This window comes from Legionella pelazae, from assembly GCF_052527395.1.
Genome location: NZ_JBNVZS010000006.1, coordinates 1 through 17,428, shown reverse-complemented (window position 1 = coordinate 17,428; position 17,428 = coordinate 1). Strand labels below are relative to the sequence as shown.

Sequence of the window (17,428 nt, the reverse complement as noted above, 5' to 3'; positions counted from 1 at the left end):
ATTATTGCTCAACGATATCTACACCCTTAGGCGGTTTAAATTGGAATAGTTTATTTGCTAAAGGCGGATTGGTTTGTACATTTTTTAATTTAACAATAGTGTGTTGCCCAAGCTGATCAAAAAATTCAATGACACTTAATGCATCACCATTAAATGTTAACTGCACTGTTTGAAAATTTTCTTTAGGTGACTTAGCTTTTAAAATATATGTTCTTATTCCCTTTTTATCTTTTGTTGTTACATCAAAGTCACGAGTCACGCTATTATCATAACCGCTTAAAAAAAGACCTGGCGTTCCGCCTAAACCCGGTTCCTGTTTTTTAACTGTGACCTGCTCTAAATCAACATCATAGACCCATAGACGCTTACTGTCTGCAACAACCAGTTGTTCTAAGGGGCTTTTGGTTTCCCAGCGAAACCGGCCTGGCCTAACCAGAGCCATTTTACCTGAAGATTGAGAAACTTCACGCTTACCAGCAGTTACAATCTGATCAAAACCTGCACTCATACTACGGATTGCATTTAATTTAGTTTGTACTTCTTCAGCAGGTGTTTGTGCCCAAACATTTGTCAAAAAAGTGATTAAAGCTAAAATCATTATTCTTTTCATATTTTTCCTCTCTATTCATCAGGTACAGCTGATACAAGAACATCTCTATAGCCACCATCTAAGGGTCCAACAATGCCTGTACGCTCCATTTCTTCTACCAAACGAGCTGCACGGTTATAGCCTATTTTAAAACGTCGCTGCACAGAAGAGATACTCGCCTTGCGGGTTTGAATAATAAATTCTACCGCTTGATCATATAAAGGATCAGCATCTTCCGTCTCCTGCCCATCATCACCCAACCCGCCTTCAGAACTATCAAGTGTTTGAGTAATTTCCTCAATGTAATCGGGTTCACCGCGTGCACGCCAATCATCAGCAATTCGATGCACTTCTTTATCATCAACAAAAGCACCATGCACTCGCAAGGGCGCGCCCGTTCCCGGTGCTAAGTATAGCATGTCGCCATGACCTAATAATTGTTCAGCACCTTGCTGATCAAGAATGGTACGAGAATCAATTTTAGAAGAAACTTGGAATGACATACGGGTAGGAATATTTGACTTAATTAAACCTGTTAATACATCAACTGAAGGTCTTTGGGTAGCTAAAATTAAGTGAATACCTGCTGCACGCGCCTTTTGTGCAATTCGGGCAATTAACTGCTCAACTTTTTTACCGACAACCATCATCATGTCAGCGAGCTCATCCACAATAACGACAATGTAAGGCAGTGGCTGTAATAAAGGAGCACTAATGTCTACACCGTCACTTGGCTTCCACAATGGATCAGTTAAAGGCTCGCCTTTCTCGGTAGCTTCATTTACTTTATTGTTAAAACCCGTTAAATTACGCACACCCATGGAAGCCATTAATCGATAACGTCGCTCCATTTCAGCTACACACCAACGTAATGCGCTCGCTGCTTCTTTCATATCCGTTACAACAGGCGTTAATAAATGCGGAATACCATCATAAACTGATAATTCAAGCATTTTAGGGTCAATCATAATTAAACGAACTTGCTCAGGGCTCGATTTAAATAATAAGCTTAATATCATTGCATTAATTCCAACTGATTTACCTGAACCAGTGGTACCTGCAACTAATAGGTGAGGCATTTTTGCTAAATCAACTATCATGGGATGACCCGCAATATCTACCCCTAACGCTAAAGTTAGCGGTGACATGGCATGTTGATAAACATCAGCTGATAATACCGATGAGAGACGAACAACTTCTCGGTGTTGGTTAGGTAGTTCAAGGCCCACTACTGTCTTACCAGGAATCACCTCAACAACGCGTACACTAGTCACAGATAATGAACGTGCTAAGTCTTTAGCCAGTGCTGTTAACTTACTGACTTTGATGCCTGCTGCTAACTGTAACTCAAAACGCGTAATGACAGGCCCGGGATGAACAGCAACAACGTCTGCTTGAATACCAAAATCTAATAGGTGCTGTTCTACTTCGCGCGATAAGCTTTCTAATTCTTGATGAGTATATCCTCCTAAAGGTTTACCAACTTGACCTTTATCAAGCAAACCTAATGAAGGTAACCCGCCCGCAACTGGTGTTTTTGTTTTCTTTTCTTTGGTAGGAATAGGTTTATTATTTGCAGCTGATAAATTGTCACTTGTATTAATTACAGGAGTCGGTGCAGTGTGAGAAGCAGAAGGAATAAGAATAGGAATAGGTTTTTCTGTCCTTTCTTTTTTGTCAGGGTCTCTTCTTATAGAAAGAGAAGGTCGTCTGTCTTGTCTAACGGGCTGCATAGTAGATTTATCAGTTTTAATAAGCGCTTTAGTATAATGACCTATGCTAATTATCGCGGCTTTTAATTGCAAAATAATCCAATTACAAGCATATACAGTATAAAGACCAATGGATTCTGAAAGCATTAACCAAGAAAAACCTGTTAGCCATGTTACGCCGACTAATACGATAGCTAAAAGCAATAAAGAAGCACCTTGCAAATTTAAAGCATAATAAAAACCTTTTGCAATCCAATTACCTAAAAGACCACCTGCATTACTAATATGGCTTGCATTAACAATAACCGAATCTAAGCTTAATAAACCACAGCCACCGATAATTGCAAAAACAAAACCAATTAGCCTTAGTAAAAGTACAGGCTTATTAACAGTTTGCATAATCCGCTGTTCTTTTAAGACAAGCCAAGCAATATAAAGAAGGCCTATAGATAGAAAAAAACAACAATAACCTAAGGTAAAATAGAGGGCATCAGCAATATAGGCACCGACATGACCACCCGCATTCGCTATCTCAACATTATTTTTTGTAATATGAGTCCAACCAGGATCTGTGACATGATAAGTACATAAAGAAAGTAGAATAAACAAAACACCTGTTAAAAGAAGAATAAAACTACCTTCACTGATTCGTTTTATAAGAAACGCCGGTAGCGTTTTTTTATTATTTTTAGTTTTAATACTTGCGTCTCTTTTTGTCATAACTATTTTAAAATATGTTTTTCTATCATACTATTTGGCATAATAACATATTTTATAAAGAAGAAAGCAATGACAAGCCGTAACTATCATCATCAGCTAATTATATTAGGTTCAGGACCTGCTGGATATACTGCTGCTGTTTACGCAGCTCGGGCAAATCTTCATCCAGTCATGATTACAGGTATGCAACCAGGTGGCCAGCTAACAACTACAACCGAAGTTGATAATTGGCCTGGTGATCCTGAAGGTTTATTAGGCCCTGCTTTAATGGAACGGATGCAAAAGCATGCTGAGCGCTTTGAAACAAAAATAATTTTTGACCATATTATTGAAGCTGATTTAAGTAAAAAACCCTTTACTTTGCAAGGTGATAGCGACACCTATACCTGCGATGCTTTAATTATTGCCACTGGCGCCTCAGCGCGTTATCTAGGTCTTGATTCAGAAGAAGCCTACCAAGGCCGTGGTGTTTCAGCTTGTGCAACGTGTGATGGTTTTTTCTATCGCAATAAAGAGGTATGTGTGATTGGTGGTGGTAATACTGCTGTTGAAGAAGCACTTTACCTTTCTAACATCGCCTCTTCAGTCACTTTAATCCATCGACGTGATAGCTTAAGAGCTGAGAAAATTCTACAAGATAAGCTATTTGAAAAAGCCCGCACTGGCAACATTCGTTTATTTTGGAATCATACACTAGAAGAAGTTCTAGGCGATGGGCTTAAAGTGACAGGTGTAAATTTACGCCATTTAACAGATGATAGTTTAAACCATCTTAAAGTAGATGGTGTTTTTATTGCCATTGGCCACGACCCCAATACCAGTTTATTTAAGAACCAATTAGCAATGACTAATGATGGCTATTTAATTATTCGATCAGGCCTTGAAGGCATGGCAACTGCGACATCTATACCAGGTGTTTTCGCCTGTGGCGATGTTGCTGATCATGTTTATAGGCAAGCCGTTACCTCAGCCGGCTTTGGCTGTATGGCAGCGCTTGATGCTGAAAAATACTTAGATGATTTAGCTAGATAATATAAATCTTACTCTCGCTTTAGCGAGAATTTATTTAACACAAGCTTTTCAATTAGAATTAAATTGTGCTGGTACTTGTTTTTGAGATAGAACTAAAATACTCTTCCAACTCCAGGCGCATATCTCGTTTTCCAGTACTATAGTTATATTTTATGTCCTTGCATATTTGATGTTTATCAATCCAAGAGGAAAATTTTTTTAAACTACTGCTATCAACCTCTTTTGTTAATTTAACAAAGTTTTCATAATAGAGTTGCTTAACTATGGTCTGAATTGCTGCATGACTCTCATTAGATTTTTTAAATCCGGTATTAAAATTATTTAAAAGTCCTAGATTATATGATTCGCCCCAGTAATTTTTAGGAACTACAATCCTATTATCTTGAATCTGTATAAATAACTCATTTAATTGAGCCATAGCAATCATAGGATCCCTAGATAAAGTTTCACGTAAGTGAAGTTTAATTTGCTCTGTATTATCAAGAATATTTTCTTCTGTTAAATTTGATAATATTTGCGCAGCATTTGTAATTTTGTATTCGGCATATTTGCTAAGACCTAACAACGTTTCTTTTGTTAACTGAGAAACGGAGAACCCTGCAAAATGAGCAGGTGTTTGAGTAATACACATACTCATCCCATTTTGCAATAAAAGTAAATTTTTTAACAAAAAAACAAGGGTGCGCCCATTACCATCTGGTAAAGGATGTGTTTGATGAAGATTCCTAATAAATTCTACTATAATAGCTACTTTCTCATCCTTACTACCCGCTGTTTTAATTTTCTCTTGGTATAAATTAATTTCCTTTTCAATGTATCTTCTTAAATCAGCTCTAGAATATTTAGCCGAACAAGATATTTCAATGTTTGTTACTGATCCCTCAGTTTTTTTAGAATCTTTGGGATTGGCTTTGTATAAAGCAGCACTTCTAAATTGCTCAAGCAAGTACTCTTTTAACTGTTGTGTATTCTGCTCATTAAAGTAGACACAGTTTAGATTTTCACTTTTATTAGGATCAAAAGAAATATAAAGTGGCGGTTTATCACCAACAGTAAATATCTTCAATCGCCATCTAGGTGCGCCTGAAGGGCGGTCATGGTAGGCTTCTATCATATTTTTTATAAATTCATCAAGGCCTTCTTCGGAAATCCCTGCCTCTTCTGAAGCACCAGGCAATCCTATATCGATTTCAAATCCTAGAGTTCCATCCCTTATACCTTCTCTCATGTCCTGTTCTTTTCCGTATGACTCCTCAAATTGATAGGCGCTGAAATAGATATTTTGAATTAAATCGACAGACAAAGGGGTATTTAGATTAGACAGGATAAAATCAAATCCTTGATTCATACCCTTATAGAATACTTCTCTGAAGTTATCAGGCCCTCGATAGTGCTGCCAACCATCTGTTTGCAAACGCCATATTTCAGATGGTGGAAAATCTTGTAAAATAGTATTCCTGCTTCTATCTGCGTGTTTCTCTACAGAACGCATAACTAAAGCCCAGGTTGAATATTATTTTATCATTATAGACTTTTTTGAGAGCTATTGATGGCGTAGTCTACTTAATTCAAACTACGAAATTTATGTTTAATAATGCTCTAAGAAATATAATTACTTGATGTAAACTTAAACTAACCTAATTATTTTTATTGCTCTTAATGGCGATTGCTGATTTACCTTATACTTTTCCTAATCCTGAAGAAGCAGACGATCAAGGTTTGTTGGCTATTGGGGGAGATTTATCGCCTGGCCGATTGTTAACAGCTTATAGTCAAGGTATTTTTCCATGGTTTGATGATGATCATCCCATCTTATGGTGGTCACCTAACCCACGCTTACTTCTTATCCCTCAAGAATTTAAATTATCGAGAAGCTTAAAAAAATCATTAAAAAAACCTTACTTATTTACGATTGATAAGGCTTTTAAACAAGTAATTCATGCTTGTGCAACGATTGATAAACGAAAGAAAGACACATGGATTACTAGCGATATGCAGCAAGCTTATATTGAATTAAATAGACTAGGTTATGCACATTCTGTCGAAATTTGGTCCGAAGATAAATTAGTTGGTGGTTTATATGGTGTAAGTTTAGGAAGAGCTTTTTTTGGTGAATCTATGTTTCATAAGGAGCGAGACACATCTAAAATAGCCTTATTTTATTTATGTCAATTATTGATTGATTGGAACTTTGACTTTATTGATTGTCAATTACCTACACCGCACTTACAAAGCTTAGGTGCTATCATTGTAAGCCGCCGAGACTTTTTAAAACAATTAAAGCAAACTTTACAATATCCAACTAGAAAAGGACTATGGCGACAGGAGTAACTACTTAAATAAATAATTGCTTGATTGCCATTTTTCTTATTTTAAGGCACTATCTACCTTTTTATTTAATTTATTTGAGAGACCTCATGGCAAAAGAAGATCATATTGAAATGCTTGGTACGGTAGTGGATACGCTTCCCAATACTATGTTTCGTGTTGAGCTAGAAAATGGTCATATTGTTACAGCTCATATTTCTGGCCGTATGCGCAAAAACTATATTCGTATTCTAACAGGTGACAAAGTTAAAGTTGAATTGACACCTTATGATTTAACTAAAGGACGCATCATTTTCCGCGACAAAAACTAGCCTTTTTACAATTCATTGCAATTATCTTATTGTTAATTTAATTAAATTTAATGTAGACAGATATTAAAGCCCATTCTCTTAGGTTAACAGAATGGGTTTTAATAGATCTATCTATTAAATATTAACCTCTTAATGACCTGCCACAGTCATACCGTCAATTAAAATCGAGCCACAACGTGTTGAAATGTTAGGATTTATATCATTTCCTACAGCCTGAATACCTAAAAACATGTCTTTTAAATTACCAGCAATTGTTACTTCTTCTACTGGAAATTGAATAGCGCCATTTTCTATCCAAAAACCTGAAGCGCCACGCGAATAGTCACCTGTTAAAACATTTACCCCCTGTCCCATTAATTCAGTAACAAGTAAACCCCTATTCATTTGCTTTATTAAATCCTCTAAGCCGCCTGCAGTCGGATTTATTGTTAAATTATGAACGCCACTACTATTGGCTGTGGTTTTTAAACCCATGCGGCGAGCAGAATAACTGCTGAGTACATATTGGCAAAGCCGGCCATCTTGAACAAAGATATTGTTGCGAGTGGGAACCCCTTCACCATCAAAAGGTGCACTACCTAAACCTCTTAATAAATGAGGCTGTTCATATATTTTAATGTTGGAGGGAAAAATTTGTTTACCCATAGCATTTAGTAAAAATGAATTTTTACGATATAAATTTGAGCCACTAATTGCATTAATCAAGCTTGATAAAATACCACTTGAGACGCGTGGAGAAAATAAAACAGGAATTTTTTGCGTTTTAACTTGTTTAGCACCTAAACGGCTCACTGCACGTTTAACAGTGCTCTCGGCTAGCTGCTGTAAAGAACTTAAATCACTTGCAAGACGTGCAGTAGTATAATCATAGTCGCGCTGCATTGACTCACCTTCTTGGGCAATTAAGGAGCAGCTTATACTATGCCTTGTGCCACTAATAATACCTAGCGCGCCATAGGTATTTGCATAGCCATGTATGAAGCTATAAGTAGCTAAATTAACACCATCAGAGTTTTTTATTCGTTGATCAAGAGCAAGCGCATGTGCCTCGCATTTGAGAGCCATTTCAATTGCCTGGGTTGGATTAATATCCCAAGGATGATATAAATCGAGCTCTGGATACTCATTGGTTAGTAATTCACGATCCGCTAAACCAAAGCAAGGATCTTCGGCACTGACTTTTGCAATTTCATAAGCTGCTTTAACCAGTGTGTCTAAGGCCTTAGGAGACGTATCTGTACTACTTGCAGCACCTTTACGATGACCAATAAAAACGACTAAACTTACACCTTTATCTTCATTAAATGATACTGTTTCAACATCGTTCATACGTACATCAACTGAAAAACCATTGTCATGATTGACAGAAACTGCAGCATCTGTAGCACCTTGAGCGCGAGCTCGATCTAATATATCCTGCATAAGATTAGACAAATCACTTGCCGATTTTTGTTGCACTTTGGTAAGATTTTCTAATGAATTTTGCATAGCCATTCCAGTATAAAAATAATAATAAGGATACAAGAATACGATGCCCAGTCAAACCATTGTGATCAGAAAATGGTTGAGGCAAGGTTTAAAATCAGCATTTACTGTTTTATTTATTATAATCTTGCTCAACTATGCGATTGCAGCTAAGAACTGGCAAAAATTAGGCCCGGGTTTATTTTATCAGGATTTAAACTTTAGTTATCTCTCACCCTGGTCTCATATTCATGCCTTTCGAGTTGATTTAAAATCGAATGAACTTGCTTTAGTTATGGCCAAAGAATTAGCTATGAAGCATGCCTCAGCTGAAGAATATGCGCAACATAGTAAAGCCCTTATTACGCTTAACGGAGGATTTTTTGATCAAAATTTTCATCCACTTGGATTAAGAATAAACAATAAAAAACTACAAAGCCCATTAAAGCAAATTAGTTGGTGGGGTGTTTTTTATATTAAAAATAATAACGCTTACTTAACCAATGTCAGTCAATTCAAACGCAATAAACAAATTGATTTTGCTATTCAAAGTGGTCCTCGCCTATTAATTCATGGCCAAATACCTCCTTTAAAGCCAGGTCGAGCTGAACGCTCAGCATTAGGAATTACCGCTAATGGCCATATCATTATTCTGGTTACGGAAAATGCACCCCTATCAACTACTGAATTGGCTCAGTTAATGAAAGCCCCTCCGCTTAATTGTATTAATGCGCTTAATTTAGATGGTGGCAGTTCAAGTCAATTATATGCCCAAATAGATTCCTTTCATTTAAATGTGCATGGCTTTTCTAATGTAAGTGATGCAATTATTGTAAAAAGAAAATTAAATTGAATGACCAGGCGATTTATCTTTATATCACTGGTATGACAGATCTACAGCATGGGTAGGTTGGGCTAAACGCAGTACAGCCCAACAAATTATGAATATGCTACACACCTTGTGCCTTAAACTGTTGGGCTGCGCTATGCTTAGCCCAACCTACCCATGCTATGGCATCTAACTAAAATAAAAAATACCTTCTAAGTAAATTTTGTTATGAATTAAGCACCTATAAATGAAATAAGAATAAGCTGTGCATAACTTTTTCCTTTTTCTTTTCGACTTAAACAATTTTCAGGCATTTTTTAGATTATCCAGTTGATTTTTAACGAATTTTTATTTATATTAGGCAAATCTCATTAACAAGTTTATCCACGAAAACTGTGGATAAACTTGTGTATATGACTATAAAATCCTTGTAGCAAAAGAGCTTAGCTCGTTGTTCAAGCTTTAGTAAATAGTAGCCTCTTCAAATTCAACTGGCATTATTTTCAACACGTTGCTTTATACGTTCTAAAGCATAATGCAGACGGAAAAGAGTGCGTGTTTTGCCAATTAAGGCGAGTGTCGCGTCAATTGCGGGTGACATACTGTTACCAGTGACAGCTACACGTAGTGGTTGGCCAATTTTACTCATATTAATGTTAAATTCAGCACTCACATTATTAATGATGTGTTGAATATTCTCAGCGCTCCAAACGTTTAATTGCTGTAATTGTTCATATACTTGGGTGAGCGGCTCAAGAACAATAGGACGTAAATGCTTTTTAATAGCCTCTTCATCATATTCAATGACATCCTGATAAAAATAGCGGCTTTTTTCTGCCATTTCAGCTAAATTCTTAAATCGATCGGCTTGAATCATGACAACTTTATCCATTTCAGGCCCGTTCTTAGGATCAATACCTAAGCGTTCAAAGTGCCATAATAAAGCTTCGGCAATTTCTGTGGGGGAATCTGCTTTTAAATAATGTTGGTTTAGCCACGTTAATTTATCATAATTAAAACTTGCAACCCCGCGGCTTACATTAGCTAAGTCAAAGTATTTAATCATTTCCTCAATACTAAATATTTCTTGATCACCATAAGACCAGCCTAAACGTACCAAGTAATTAAGTAATGCATGCGGCAAAATGCCCTGCTCTTTAAACTGTAAGACACTAACAGCGCCATGGCGCTTTGATAAGCGTTTACCATCATCACCTAAAATCATGGGTAAATGAGCAAAAATAGGCAAAGGCGCCTTTAAGGCTTTAAATAAATTAATCTGACGCGGCGTATTATTAATATGATCATCGCCCCGGATAACATGGGTTATTTCCATATCCCAATCATCAATTACCACAGCAAAATTATACGTAGGATGGCCATCTGAGCGTATCAAAATAAGATCATCAAGCTCACTGTTTTCAACTTCAATAGCGCCATAGACTTCATCTTTAAAAGCCACGGTGCCAGTAGTTGGGTTTTTAAAACGGATAACAAAAGGCTCACTCGTAGGTTTTAAATTTAAATCACGGCAATGCCCATCATATCGAGGCTTTTCTTTTGCTGCCAATTGAGCTTCACGTAGTTGCTCTAAACGTTCTTTAGAACAGACACAGCGATACGCTTGACCTAGTGATAATAAGCGATTAGCTATTTCTTGATATCTACTATATCGCTCGGTTTGGTAAATAGGCCCTAGATCATAATCAATACCTAACCAAGCTAGACCATCAATAATTGCTTGCACTGACTCTTTGGTAGAGCGCTCACGATCAGTATCCTCAATGCGCAAAACAAATTGACCCTGATGCTTTTTAGCATATAACCAAGAAAACAAAGCCGTTCGGACGCCACCAACATGTAAAAAGCCTGTGGGACTTGGGGCAAAACGTGTTCTAACAATCATTAAAGACGCTCCGTTGTAAGCAGGAAAATATTCGGGCTATAATAGCGGACTTTACATATAACGAAAAGCCAACAAATGTATTGCCAAATTTATAAAAACTATGCAAGAAGCACTTTTTTTATTTAACGGCGGTTATTCCCGATGAAAGGCTTGAGTATCAAATATCAGCTTCGCCTCACTACTTTAATCCCTGTTTTAGTTGTTGCTCTGTTATTTGCTGTTTTTTATAACGGTCAGTTTAACAAGGATTTAAATCAGCATATGTTTCGTTTAGGTGAAGCCTATATTCGTCAGCTCCTGCCTGCGGCCCAATTGGCGCTCATGCGTAATGACCGACGAACCTTACAAGGCCTTATCAATGCTTCAACGATTAACCCTGAAGTGATTGCGCTCGCTTTTTATGATGGCGATGGCCATTTAATGGCTTATCGGGGCGGTAAGCATTCCATTCATACGCCCTTTACACCCCCTGAATTCACGGGCGACTACATTGAAAGTAAGCAAATTGAACCTTACGTTATCAATTTTTTAGCTCCTATCACTATTCCTAAATTCAACCTTTATTCCAATACCACCTTTAAAAAAACAGCTGATTATATCCCATTACAAGCAGATGATATACTTGGCTGGTTATCAATTGATATTGATACGAAATCCATGCTGATTAAGCGTTATCAAATGTATATAGTGACTATTTTTATAACGCTCTTTGGCTTATTAATAAGTCTAACTATTCACTATTTTCTGTCAAAACGTATTTATTTACCCATTGCGCGATTGCGTCGTAGTATGAAACAAATTTTACAGAATGAATTTGAAACACACATTGCTGTCTCCAGTGACAGTGAATTAGGTGAAATTGAAAAAGGCTGTGCTCATCTGCAACGCCAATATTTAAATACCATTCATGACCTTAACCACCATATTGAAGTAGCCACTGAAGACTTACAAAATAGCCTTGAATTGCTGGAAGAGAAAAATATCCAACTTTCTTTAGAAAAGAAAAAAACTGAAGAAAAAAGCAAGCAGCAATCTGACTTTATAGCCAACATGAGTCATGAAATTCGCACGCCCATGAATGGTGTTATTGGCTTTACTAATGTGTTACTAGAAAGCAAACTTGACCCGTTGCAACTTGATTATGTCAAAACAATTAAATCGTCTGCGCAAGATTTACTAAATATCATCAATGATATTCTTGATTATTCGAAAATGGATGCAGGAAAACTGCACTTAGATTGCATACCTCTTGACTTACGAGGTTGTATTGATGAGGTTTTAGCGCTAGCAGGCCCTAATGCCCATAAAAAAGGAATCGACTTAATTCCTTCTACAGGTATAGATGTTCCTAAAACTGTTTTAGGCGATCCCTTACGTATCAAACAGATATTAACTAATTTAATTAGTAATGGGATTAAATTTACCGATCATGGGTATATTTTAATTCGTACCCACATTGAGCAAGAAACTGAGAAAGATTATTTAGTTTCTATTGCAGTTACCGATACTGGTATTGGTATATCCAAAGAAGATCAAACGAAATTATTTAATGCCTTTAATCAAGCTGACACTTCAATTACCAGACGTTTTGGCGGTACAGGCTTAGGACTGGTTATTTGCAAAAAACTCGCAGAGGCCATGAATGGTCGTATTCAACTAACCAGTGAACTCCATAAAGGTTCTACCTTTACTGTTAAGATTAGGCTTGAAAAATTAGCAGCCTATGAAGTTGAAAAAAATCAAAGCCATCGCTTTGGGCATTTAAAGGCAATTTGTTTTGATGATAACCCTTTACAACTTGAAGCGATGTGTAACGGTGTCGGTTTTTGGGGAATTCAATGCATTCAAGTGAGCGCTTTTAGCCAGTTAGAAGAGGCTTTTAAAAAACATAATGAATGTGAAATTGCTTTTATTAATGTCAACGAGGGTTGTGAAAAGCAAGTTGCACAATTACTTCGCAAGCAAACTATACCTTGTGTTTTAGTTTCCAAGTGGCTTATTCACGATCCACAAGCCTTAGGCGCAAGGGCTTTTCTCTACAAGCCTATAAGTATTCAAAAACTATATGACACGATTGAATTTATTGTTACAGAGGCCTCACAAACAGTTAACCATAATTATGAATTAGAAAATTTAAGAAAACAGCTAAGAACCATTCATCCTGAGATTCTTATTGCTGAAGATAATCCTGTTAATCGCATGCTTTTAAGTTCATTATTACAAGAGCATGCCTCCATAGAACTTGTTGAAGATGGTGAAGAAACGCTAAGAGCCTGCCATGAAAAACGCTACAACCTACTCCTTTTAGATGTGCAGATGCCAAAATTAAATGGGCTTGAAGCGGCACGTCGAATTCGCAAAGAATCTGTACTTAATCGGCGCACACCCATTGTTGTTATCAGTGCAAACACAAGCGATGTGAATCAAGAAAAACTAAAAAAATCAGGTATTGATCTTTGTTTAGAAAAACCAATCGATGAAAAAGAACTACTAACTCACCTCTTACGTATTCTTAATAAAACCCAAACACTTGCTATTGACTGGTCGCTTTGCGTGCAAAAAGTATCGGGGAATCAAATTCTAGCGGAAGAATTTTTAACTCGCTTTGTTGAAGAATTGACTAAAAGTCAACCAGAATTTTTTGCTTTGTTTGAAAACAAAGATATTAAAGGGCTAGAAAGTGCTGCTCATAAACTCAATGGCGCTTGTTGTTTTTGTGGTGTACCGCGCCTGCAAAGCCAAGTCATTCGCTTAGAGAAAAAAGCAAAAGAAGCACAAAATATTGACGAATTAAAAGAAACCTTTGCTGAATTTATGCAAAGTGCTGATGAGGTCATTAAAGAATTTGAAAGCTTTTATCAAGCTAAGACATTGAATTAAAATGATTACAAAAATTTTTTCCTGTATAGATTAAATATTTATGCAAGATTTAACTTAAAAATAGATTAAAGCTTAAATTGGAGTTACTATGTCCGTGAAAAATGCGATTTATGCGCAATCAGGTGGCGTGACTGCTGTGATTAATGCCTCAGCCTGTGGCGTAATCCAAACTGCGCGTCTTCATCCGCTTCATATCGGTAAAGTTTATGCAGCAAAAAATGGTATTATTGGTGCACTTGAAGAAGAATTAATTGACACGTCCTTAGAATCTGATGAAGCAATTGCAAGTCTTATGCATACACCTTCCGGTGCATTTGGCTCTTGCCGCTATAAATTAAAGGATAATGAAGCTGAGTATGCGTGTTTAATTGAAGTTTTTAAAGCGCACAATATTGGTTACTTCTTTTATAATGGCGGAGGCGACTCCCAAGATACCGCTTATAAAATTTCACAATTAGGTAATAAGATGGGCTACCCTATTACCTGCATTGGCATTCCTAAAACAGTTGATAATGATTTACCCTTTACTGATAATTGCCCAGGTTTTGGCTCAGTTGCTAAATACATTGCAATTTCAACACTTGAGGCCGGTTTTGATGTCGCTTCTATGGCAGCTTCCTCAACAAAAGTATTTATTCTTGAAGTCATGGGCCGGCATGCAGGCTGGATTGCCGCTGCAAGTGGATTAATTAAGCAAGAAGAAAGCGAGCCACCCCATATTATCCTTTTACCTGAAGTAAGTTTTGATGAAAACCGATTTTTAGAAAAAATTGATCAGTCGGTTAAAAAATTTGGTTATTGTGTTGTCGTTGTTTCTGAAGGTATTCGGAATAGTGAAGGTAAATTCTTAAGCGAAGCAGGTGTCAAGGATGCCTTCGGCCACGCTCAATTAGGAGGTGTTGCTCCTATTATTGCGCAACTTATTAAAACTAATTTAGGCCATAAGTACCATTGGGCTGTCGCTGATTATTTACAACGCGCAGCAAGGCATATTGCCTCCCAAGTTGATCTAGATCAAGCTTATGCCTTAGGTAAAGCGGCTGTTGAGTTAGCGATAGAAGGTAAAAATGCGATTATGCCGATTGTGAAACGTGAGCAAGATACACCCTATCGTTGGACTATTGATTATGTTGAATTAAAAGATGTCGCAAATCAAGAGCGAAAAATGCCTGCTGATTTTATTACCGAAGACGGCATGGGTATAACAGACGCATGCAAGCGCTATTTAGCGCCATTAATTGAAGGCGAAGCCTATCCGCCCTATAAGAATGGATTGCCGCTGTATATTCGCCTGCAAAATAAGTTAGTTGAGAAAAAGTTATAGTAGTAAATTTAAATAGTCAACCCATTATTTGTCATACCCGCGTAGGCGGGTATCTATTGATGCCCTAGCACCAATGAAATTATAAAAACATAGCAAACTTAAGTGCATAATCTTCTAAACTCGATTCACTATAAGTTTAACTTGCAGAATGGATGCCCGCCTACGCGGGCAAGACAATCATTTTACCCTTCTGCCAAGTCTAGCGATCTGTCACGCACACTGATCTGTCAAACCCGCTGATTTGGCATACCCCTAACTTATCATATCCCCTAACTTGTCATACCCGCGTAGGCGGGTATCCATTGATGCTCTAGTACCATGGGAATGATAAAAAGCACAGCAAACTTAAGTGAATAATCTTCTAAGCTCGATTTACTATCGATGTAACTTGCAGAATGGATGCCCGCCTGTGCGGGCATGACAATGATTCCGCTTATTTGCTATACCTATAAATCTCTGATACTTAAAATTTGTCATTCATGCCGATTTACCATGTCCCCCTACTCTGTCATATCCGCCTAAGCGGGTATCTATTAACGCTCTAGTATCAAGTAAATAATAAAAAATTACCGCGGCTTAACCGCGGTATTTAATTAAATTTTATTTATTCTTATATTAATTAAGCAGCAGGTACAGCAGCAGCAGCGCGGCAATTAGCTGGTCGATATTTTGTGACTAGTGTTCCACCGGTACAAACCCAGTTAATATGTCCTGGAGAAGTTGCATCAGGTGTGGCATCTAATACCAAAGAGCCGCCGCCAGCTCTTGCTGTATAGTTGATAGTAATGTCTCCATTAGCAATAGTTATTGATGACACATTGTCAGTAGGTGCGGGTGGAGTATAGCCTGCGGCTGCAGCATCAGCTGGCATAGCACCTGTAGATTGAAAGGTTTCAGCAACTGCTACTTTAGCAGGTGCAGCTAAATTAAGCCCCTCCGTGACTCGTGCTCTAACCGTATAATCTTGATAAGCAGGGATTGCAATAGCCGCTAAAATACCTACAATAGCTACTACAATCATTAATTCAATAAGTGTAAAACCTCGCTGTTTCATTTTTTGCTCCTATAACTTAGAAAACGATTCCTAATGACAAACTTGCAATTTGTATGCCATAGGCTTAATTTTAATCAGTTTGCCAATTAAATTTGACCTTGCAATTACACCATAACATTAATATAGGAAAAATACTGCCTTCATTCTAAAGGAAATTTTAAGCCCTGCCCTTCTTTAAATTAGTTAAGCTCTTTAATTGCTCTATGAGTCTAATTATTCCTAACAGACAAGCTAACATACTGACCAAATTAGTCACTTTTTGCCTATACATTGCCTTAGACCTTATTTTTGCTCCCGTGCGCCATTTTTGCTGCTTAACATGGTATAGCGTTGCCCACTAAGTTTTAGACAAGGCGCAAGTGAGCAAGGCGAAGGAGCGTACAACTAAGTACATGGCTGAGCCGAGCAAGCCTGCAACGAAGTATAAAGCTTAGTGGGTGGCGCTATATCCAAATTATTCAATTTCCTCTAAAATAAGATGAATTGATTAATCTTTTATTCTTATAACTTATGATGCGCAAAGAGCGAATTAAAAATATACTGGTGAGTAATTTAGATCCAGCACTGCTTGAAATAGAAAACGAATCACATAACCATCATGTACCGCCAGGCAGCGAAACACACTTTAAATTAGTTGTGGTTGCTCACGCCTTTGAAAATTTAGAGCGCATTGATAGGCACCGCAAAGTTAACGCCCTTTTAGCCACAGAACTTAAAACAGGCTTACATGCTCTAAGCTTGCACCTCTATTCTCCTTCAGAGTGGGAAAATAAGCAAAAACAAGTGCCTTCATCTCCTGCTTGTCGGGGTGGATTTAGACATGGTTGAACAGCCTTTTTATAGCCAGACTAAATATACACTTGATGCAAAATCGCGTGGCGTCCATTTAATTACGGATAAAATTCAAGAAGCTATTAATAAATTACCCGAAGTAAATGTAGGCTTAGTTCATTTATTTCTTCAGCATACTTCAGCTTCCCTTCTAATTACTGAAAATGCTTCAGAAGATGTTTGGCTTGATTTAGAAACACATTTAAATCGTTTAGCACCAGATAATGAGCAGTTATATCGCCATACTATTGAAGGCTCTGATGATATGCCCGCTCATATCAAAAATGCTCATTTAGGTAGCAGCCTAATTATTCCCATTACTAAAGGAAAAATGGCTTTGGGGCGTTGGCAAGGGATTTTTCTATGTGAACACCGCAATCATGCAACTGCACGTCATATTATTATTACGGTACAAGGAATAAAATAAGATTCAGTGTTACAAACGTAG

Annotated in this window: 15 protein-coding genes; 8 read left to right on the top strand and 7 right to left on the bottom strand. The window is 37.3% G+C overall.

Annotated features, from left to right (window positions below; translation table 11 throughout):
* Window position 1: 1 nt before the first annotated feature.
* Together lolA and ACQUW5_RS07860 are read right to left on the bottom strand one after the other, a co-directional pair.
* Window positions 2-610 (bottom strand): outer membrane lipoprotein periplasmic chaperone LolA, encoded by a 609-nt coding sequence (gene lolA / locus ACQUW5_RS07865; RefSeq protein ID WP_444990686.1) that lies wholly within the window; start codon window positions 608-610, stop codon window positions 2-4.
* 11 nt (window positions 611-621) lie between these two features.
* Window positions 622-3,021 (bottom strand): DNA translocase FtsK, encoded by a 2,400-nt coding sequence (locus ACQUW5_RS07860; protein ID WP_444990684.1) that lies wholly within the window; start codon window positions 3,019-3,021, stop codon window positions 622-624.
* Window positions 3,022-3,090: 69 nt separating this feature from the next.
* On the opposite strand from ACQUW5_RS07860, the gene trxB reads away from it, so the two are divergent.
* Window positions 3,091-4,053 carry a thioredoxin-disulfide reductase gene (gene trxB, locus ACQUW5_RS07855; RefSeq protein ID WP_444990683.1) on the top strand — a complete coding sequence of 321 codons (963 nt, stop codon included), beginning with the start codon at window positions 3,091-3,093 and terminating at the stop codon, window positions 4,051-4,053.
* Between the two features lie 58 nt (window positions 4,054-4,111).
* Here trxB and ACQUW5_RS07850 read toward each other — a convergent pair whose 3' ends face one another.
* Entirely contained in the window at window positions 4,112-5,545 is a 1,434-nt protein-coding gene (locus tag ACQUW5_RS07850; protein ID WP_444990682.1) for a hypothetical protein, read from the bottom strand.
* Window positions 5,546-5,712: 167 nt separating this feature from the next.
* Between ACQUW5_RS07850 and aat the strand changes: the two genes are divergently transcribed.
* Both aat and infA read left to right on the top strand, forming a co-directional pair.
* Window positions 5,713-6,384: a leucyl/phenylalanyl-tRNA--protein transferase gene (gene aat, locus ACQUW5_RS07845; protein WP_444990681.1), complete on the top strand. Its 672-nt coding sequence runs from the start codon at window positions 5,713-5,715 to the stop codon at window positions 6,382-6,384.
* 86 nt (window positions 6,385-6,470) lie between these two features.
* Window positions 6,471-6,692, top strand: coding sequence for a translation initiation factor IF-1 (gene infA / locus ACQUW5_RS07840; RefSeq protein ID WP_094090461.1), 222 nt, complete (start codon window positions 6,471-6,473; stop codon window positions 6,690-6,692).
* A 129-nt stretch (window positions 6,693-6,821) separates the two neighbouring features.
* Here infA and pmbA read toward each other — a convergent pair whose 3' ends face one another.
* On the bottom strand, window positions 6,822-8,180 hold the full coding sequence (gene pmbA / locus ACQUW5_RS07835) for a metalloprotease PmbA (protein ID WP_444990680.1): 1,359 nt from the start codon (window positions 8,178-8,180) through the stop codon (window positions 6,822-6,824).
* A 43-nt stretch (window positions 8,181-8,223) separates the two neighbouring features.
* On the opposite strand from pmbA, the gene ACQUW5_RS07830 reads away from it, so the two are divergent.
* Entirely contained in the window at window positions 8,224-9,009 is a 786-nt protein-coding gene (locus ACQUW5_RS07830) for a phosphodiester glycosidase family protein (RefSeq protein ID WP_444990679.1), read from the top strand.
* Window positions 9,010-9,472: 463 nt separating this feature from the next.
* Here ACQUW5_RS07830 and gltX read toward each other — a convergent pair whose 3' ends face one another.
* A complete protein-coding gene (gltX, locus tag ACQUW5_RS07825; protein ID WP_444990678.1) occupies window positions 9,473-10,891 on the bottom strand; it encodes a glutamate--tRNA ligase in 1,419 nt (472 codons plus the stop codon).
* A 141-nt stretch (window positions 10,892-11,032) separates the two neighbouring features.
* Here gltX and letS point away from each other — a divergent pair, with 141 nt between their 5' ends.
* Together letS and ACQUW5_RS07815 are read left to right on the top strand one after the other, a co-directional pair.
* Window positions 11,033-13,771 (top strand): two-component system sensor histidine kinase LetS, encoded by a 2,739-nt coding sequence (gene letS, locus ACQUW5_RS07820; protein WP_444990677.1) that lies wholly within the window; start codon window positions 11,033-11,035, stop codon window positions 13,769-13,771.
* Between the two features lie 88 nt (window positions 13,772-13,859).
* Complete coding sequence (locus ACQUW5_RS07815; protein WP_444990676.1) at window positions 13,860-15,095, top strand: 6-phosphofructokinase; 1,236 nt, start codon at window positions 13,860-13,862, stop codon at window positions 15,093-15,095.
* A 269-nt stretch (window positions 15,096-15,364) separates the two neighbouring features.
* On the opposite strand, the gene ACQUW5_RS07810 is transcribed toward ACQUW5_RS07815, so the two are convergent.
* On the bottom strand, window positions 15,365-15,514 hold the full coding sequence (locus ACQUW5_RS07810; protein WP_444990675.1) for a hypothetical protein: 150 nt from the start codon (window positions 15,512-15,514) through the stop codon (window positions 15,365-15,367).
* A 200-nt stretch (window positions 15,515-15,714) separates the two neighbouring features.
* Entirely contained in the window at window positions 15,715-16,149 is a 435-nt protein-coding gene (locus tag ACQUW5_RS07805; protein ID WP_444990674.1) for a pilin, read from the bottom strand.
* 543 nt (window positions 16,150-16,692) lie between these two features.
* Between ACQUW5_RS07805 and ACQUW5_RS07800 the strand changes: the two genes are divergently transcribed.
* Both ACQUW5_RS07800 and ACQUW5_RS07795 read left to right on the top strand, forming a co-directional pair.
* Window positions 16,693-16,977 carry a BolA family protein gene (locus tag ACQUW5_RS07800; protein ID WP_444990673.1) on the top strand — a complete coding sequence of 95 codons (285 nt, stop codon included), beginning with the start codon at window positions 16,693-16,695 and terminating at the stop codon, window positions 16,975-16,977.
* On the top strand, window positions 16,970-17,407 hold the full coding sequence (locus tag ACQUW5_RS07795; RefSeq protein ID WP_444990672.1) for a secondary thiamine-phosphate synthase enzyme YjbQ: 438 nt from the start codon (window positions 16,970-16,972) through the stop codon (window positions 17,405-17,407). The genes ACQUW5_RS07800 and ACQUW5_RS07795 overlap by 8 nt, the downstream gene beginning before the upstream one ends.
* The last annotated feature ends 21 nt before the right edge of the window (window positions 17,408-17,428 follow it).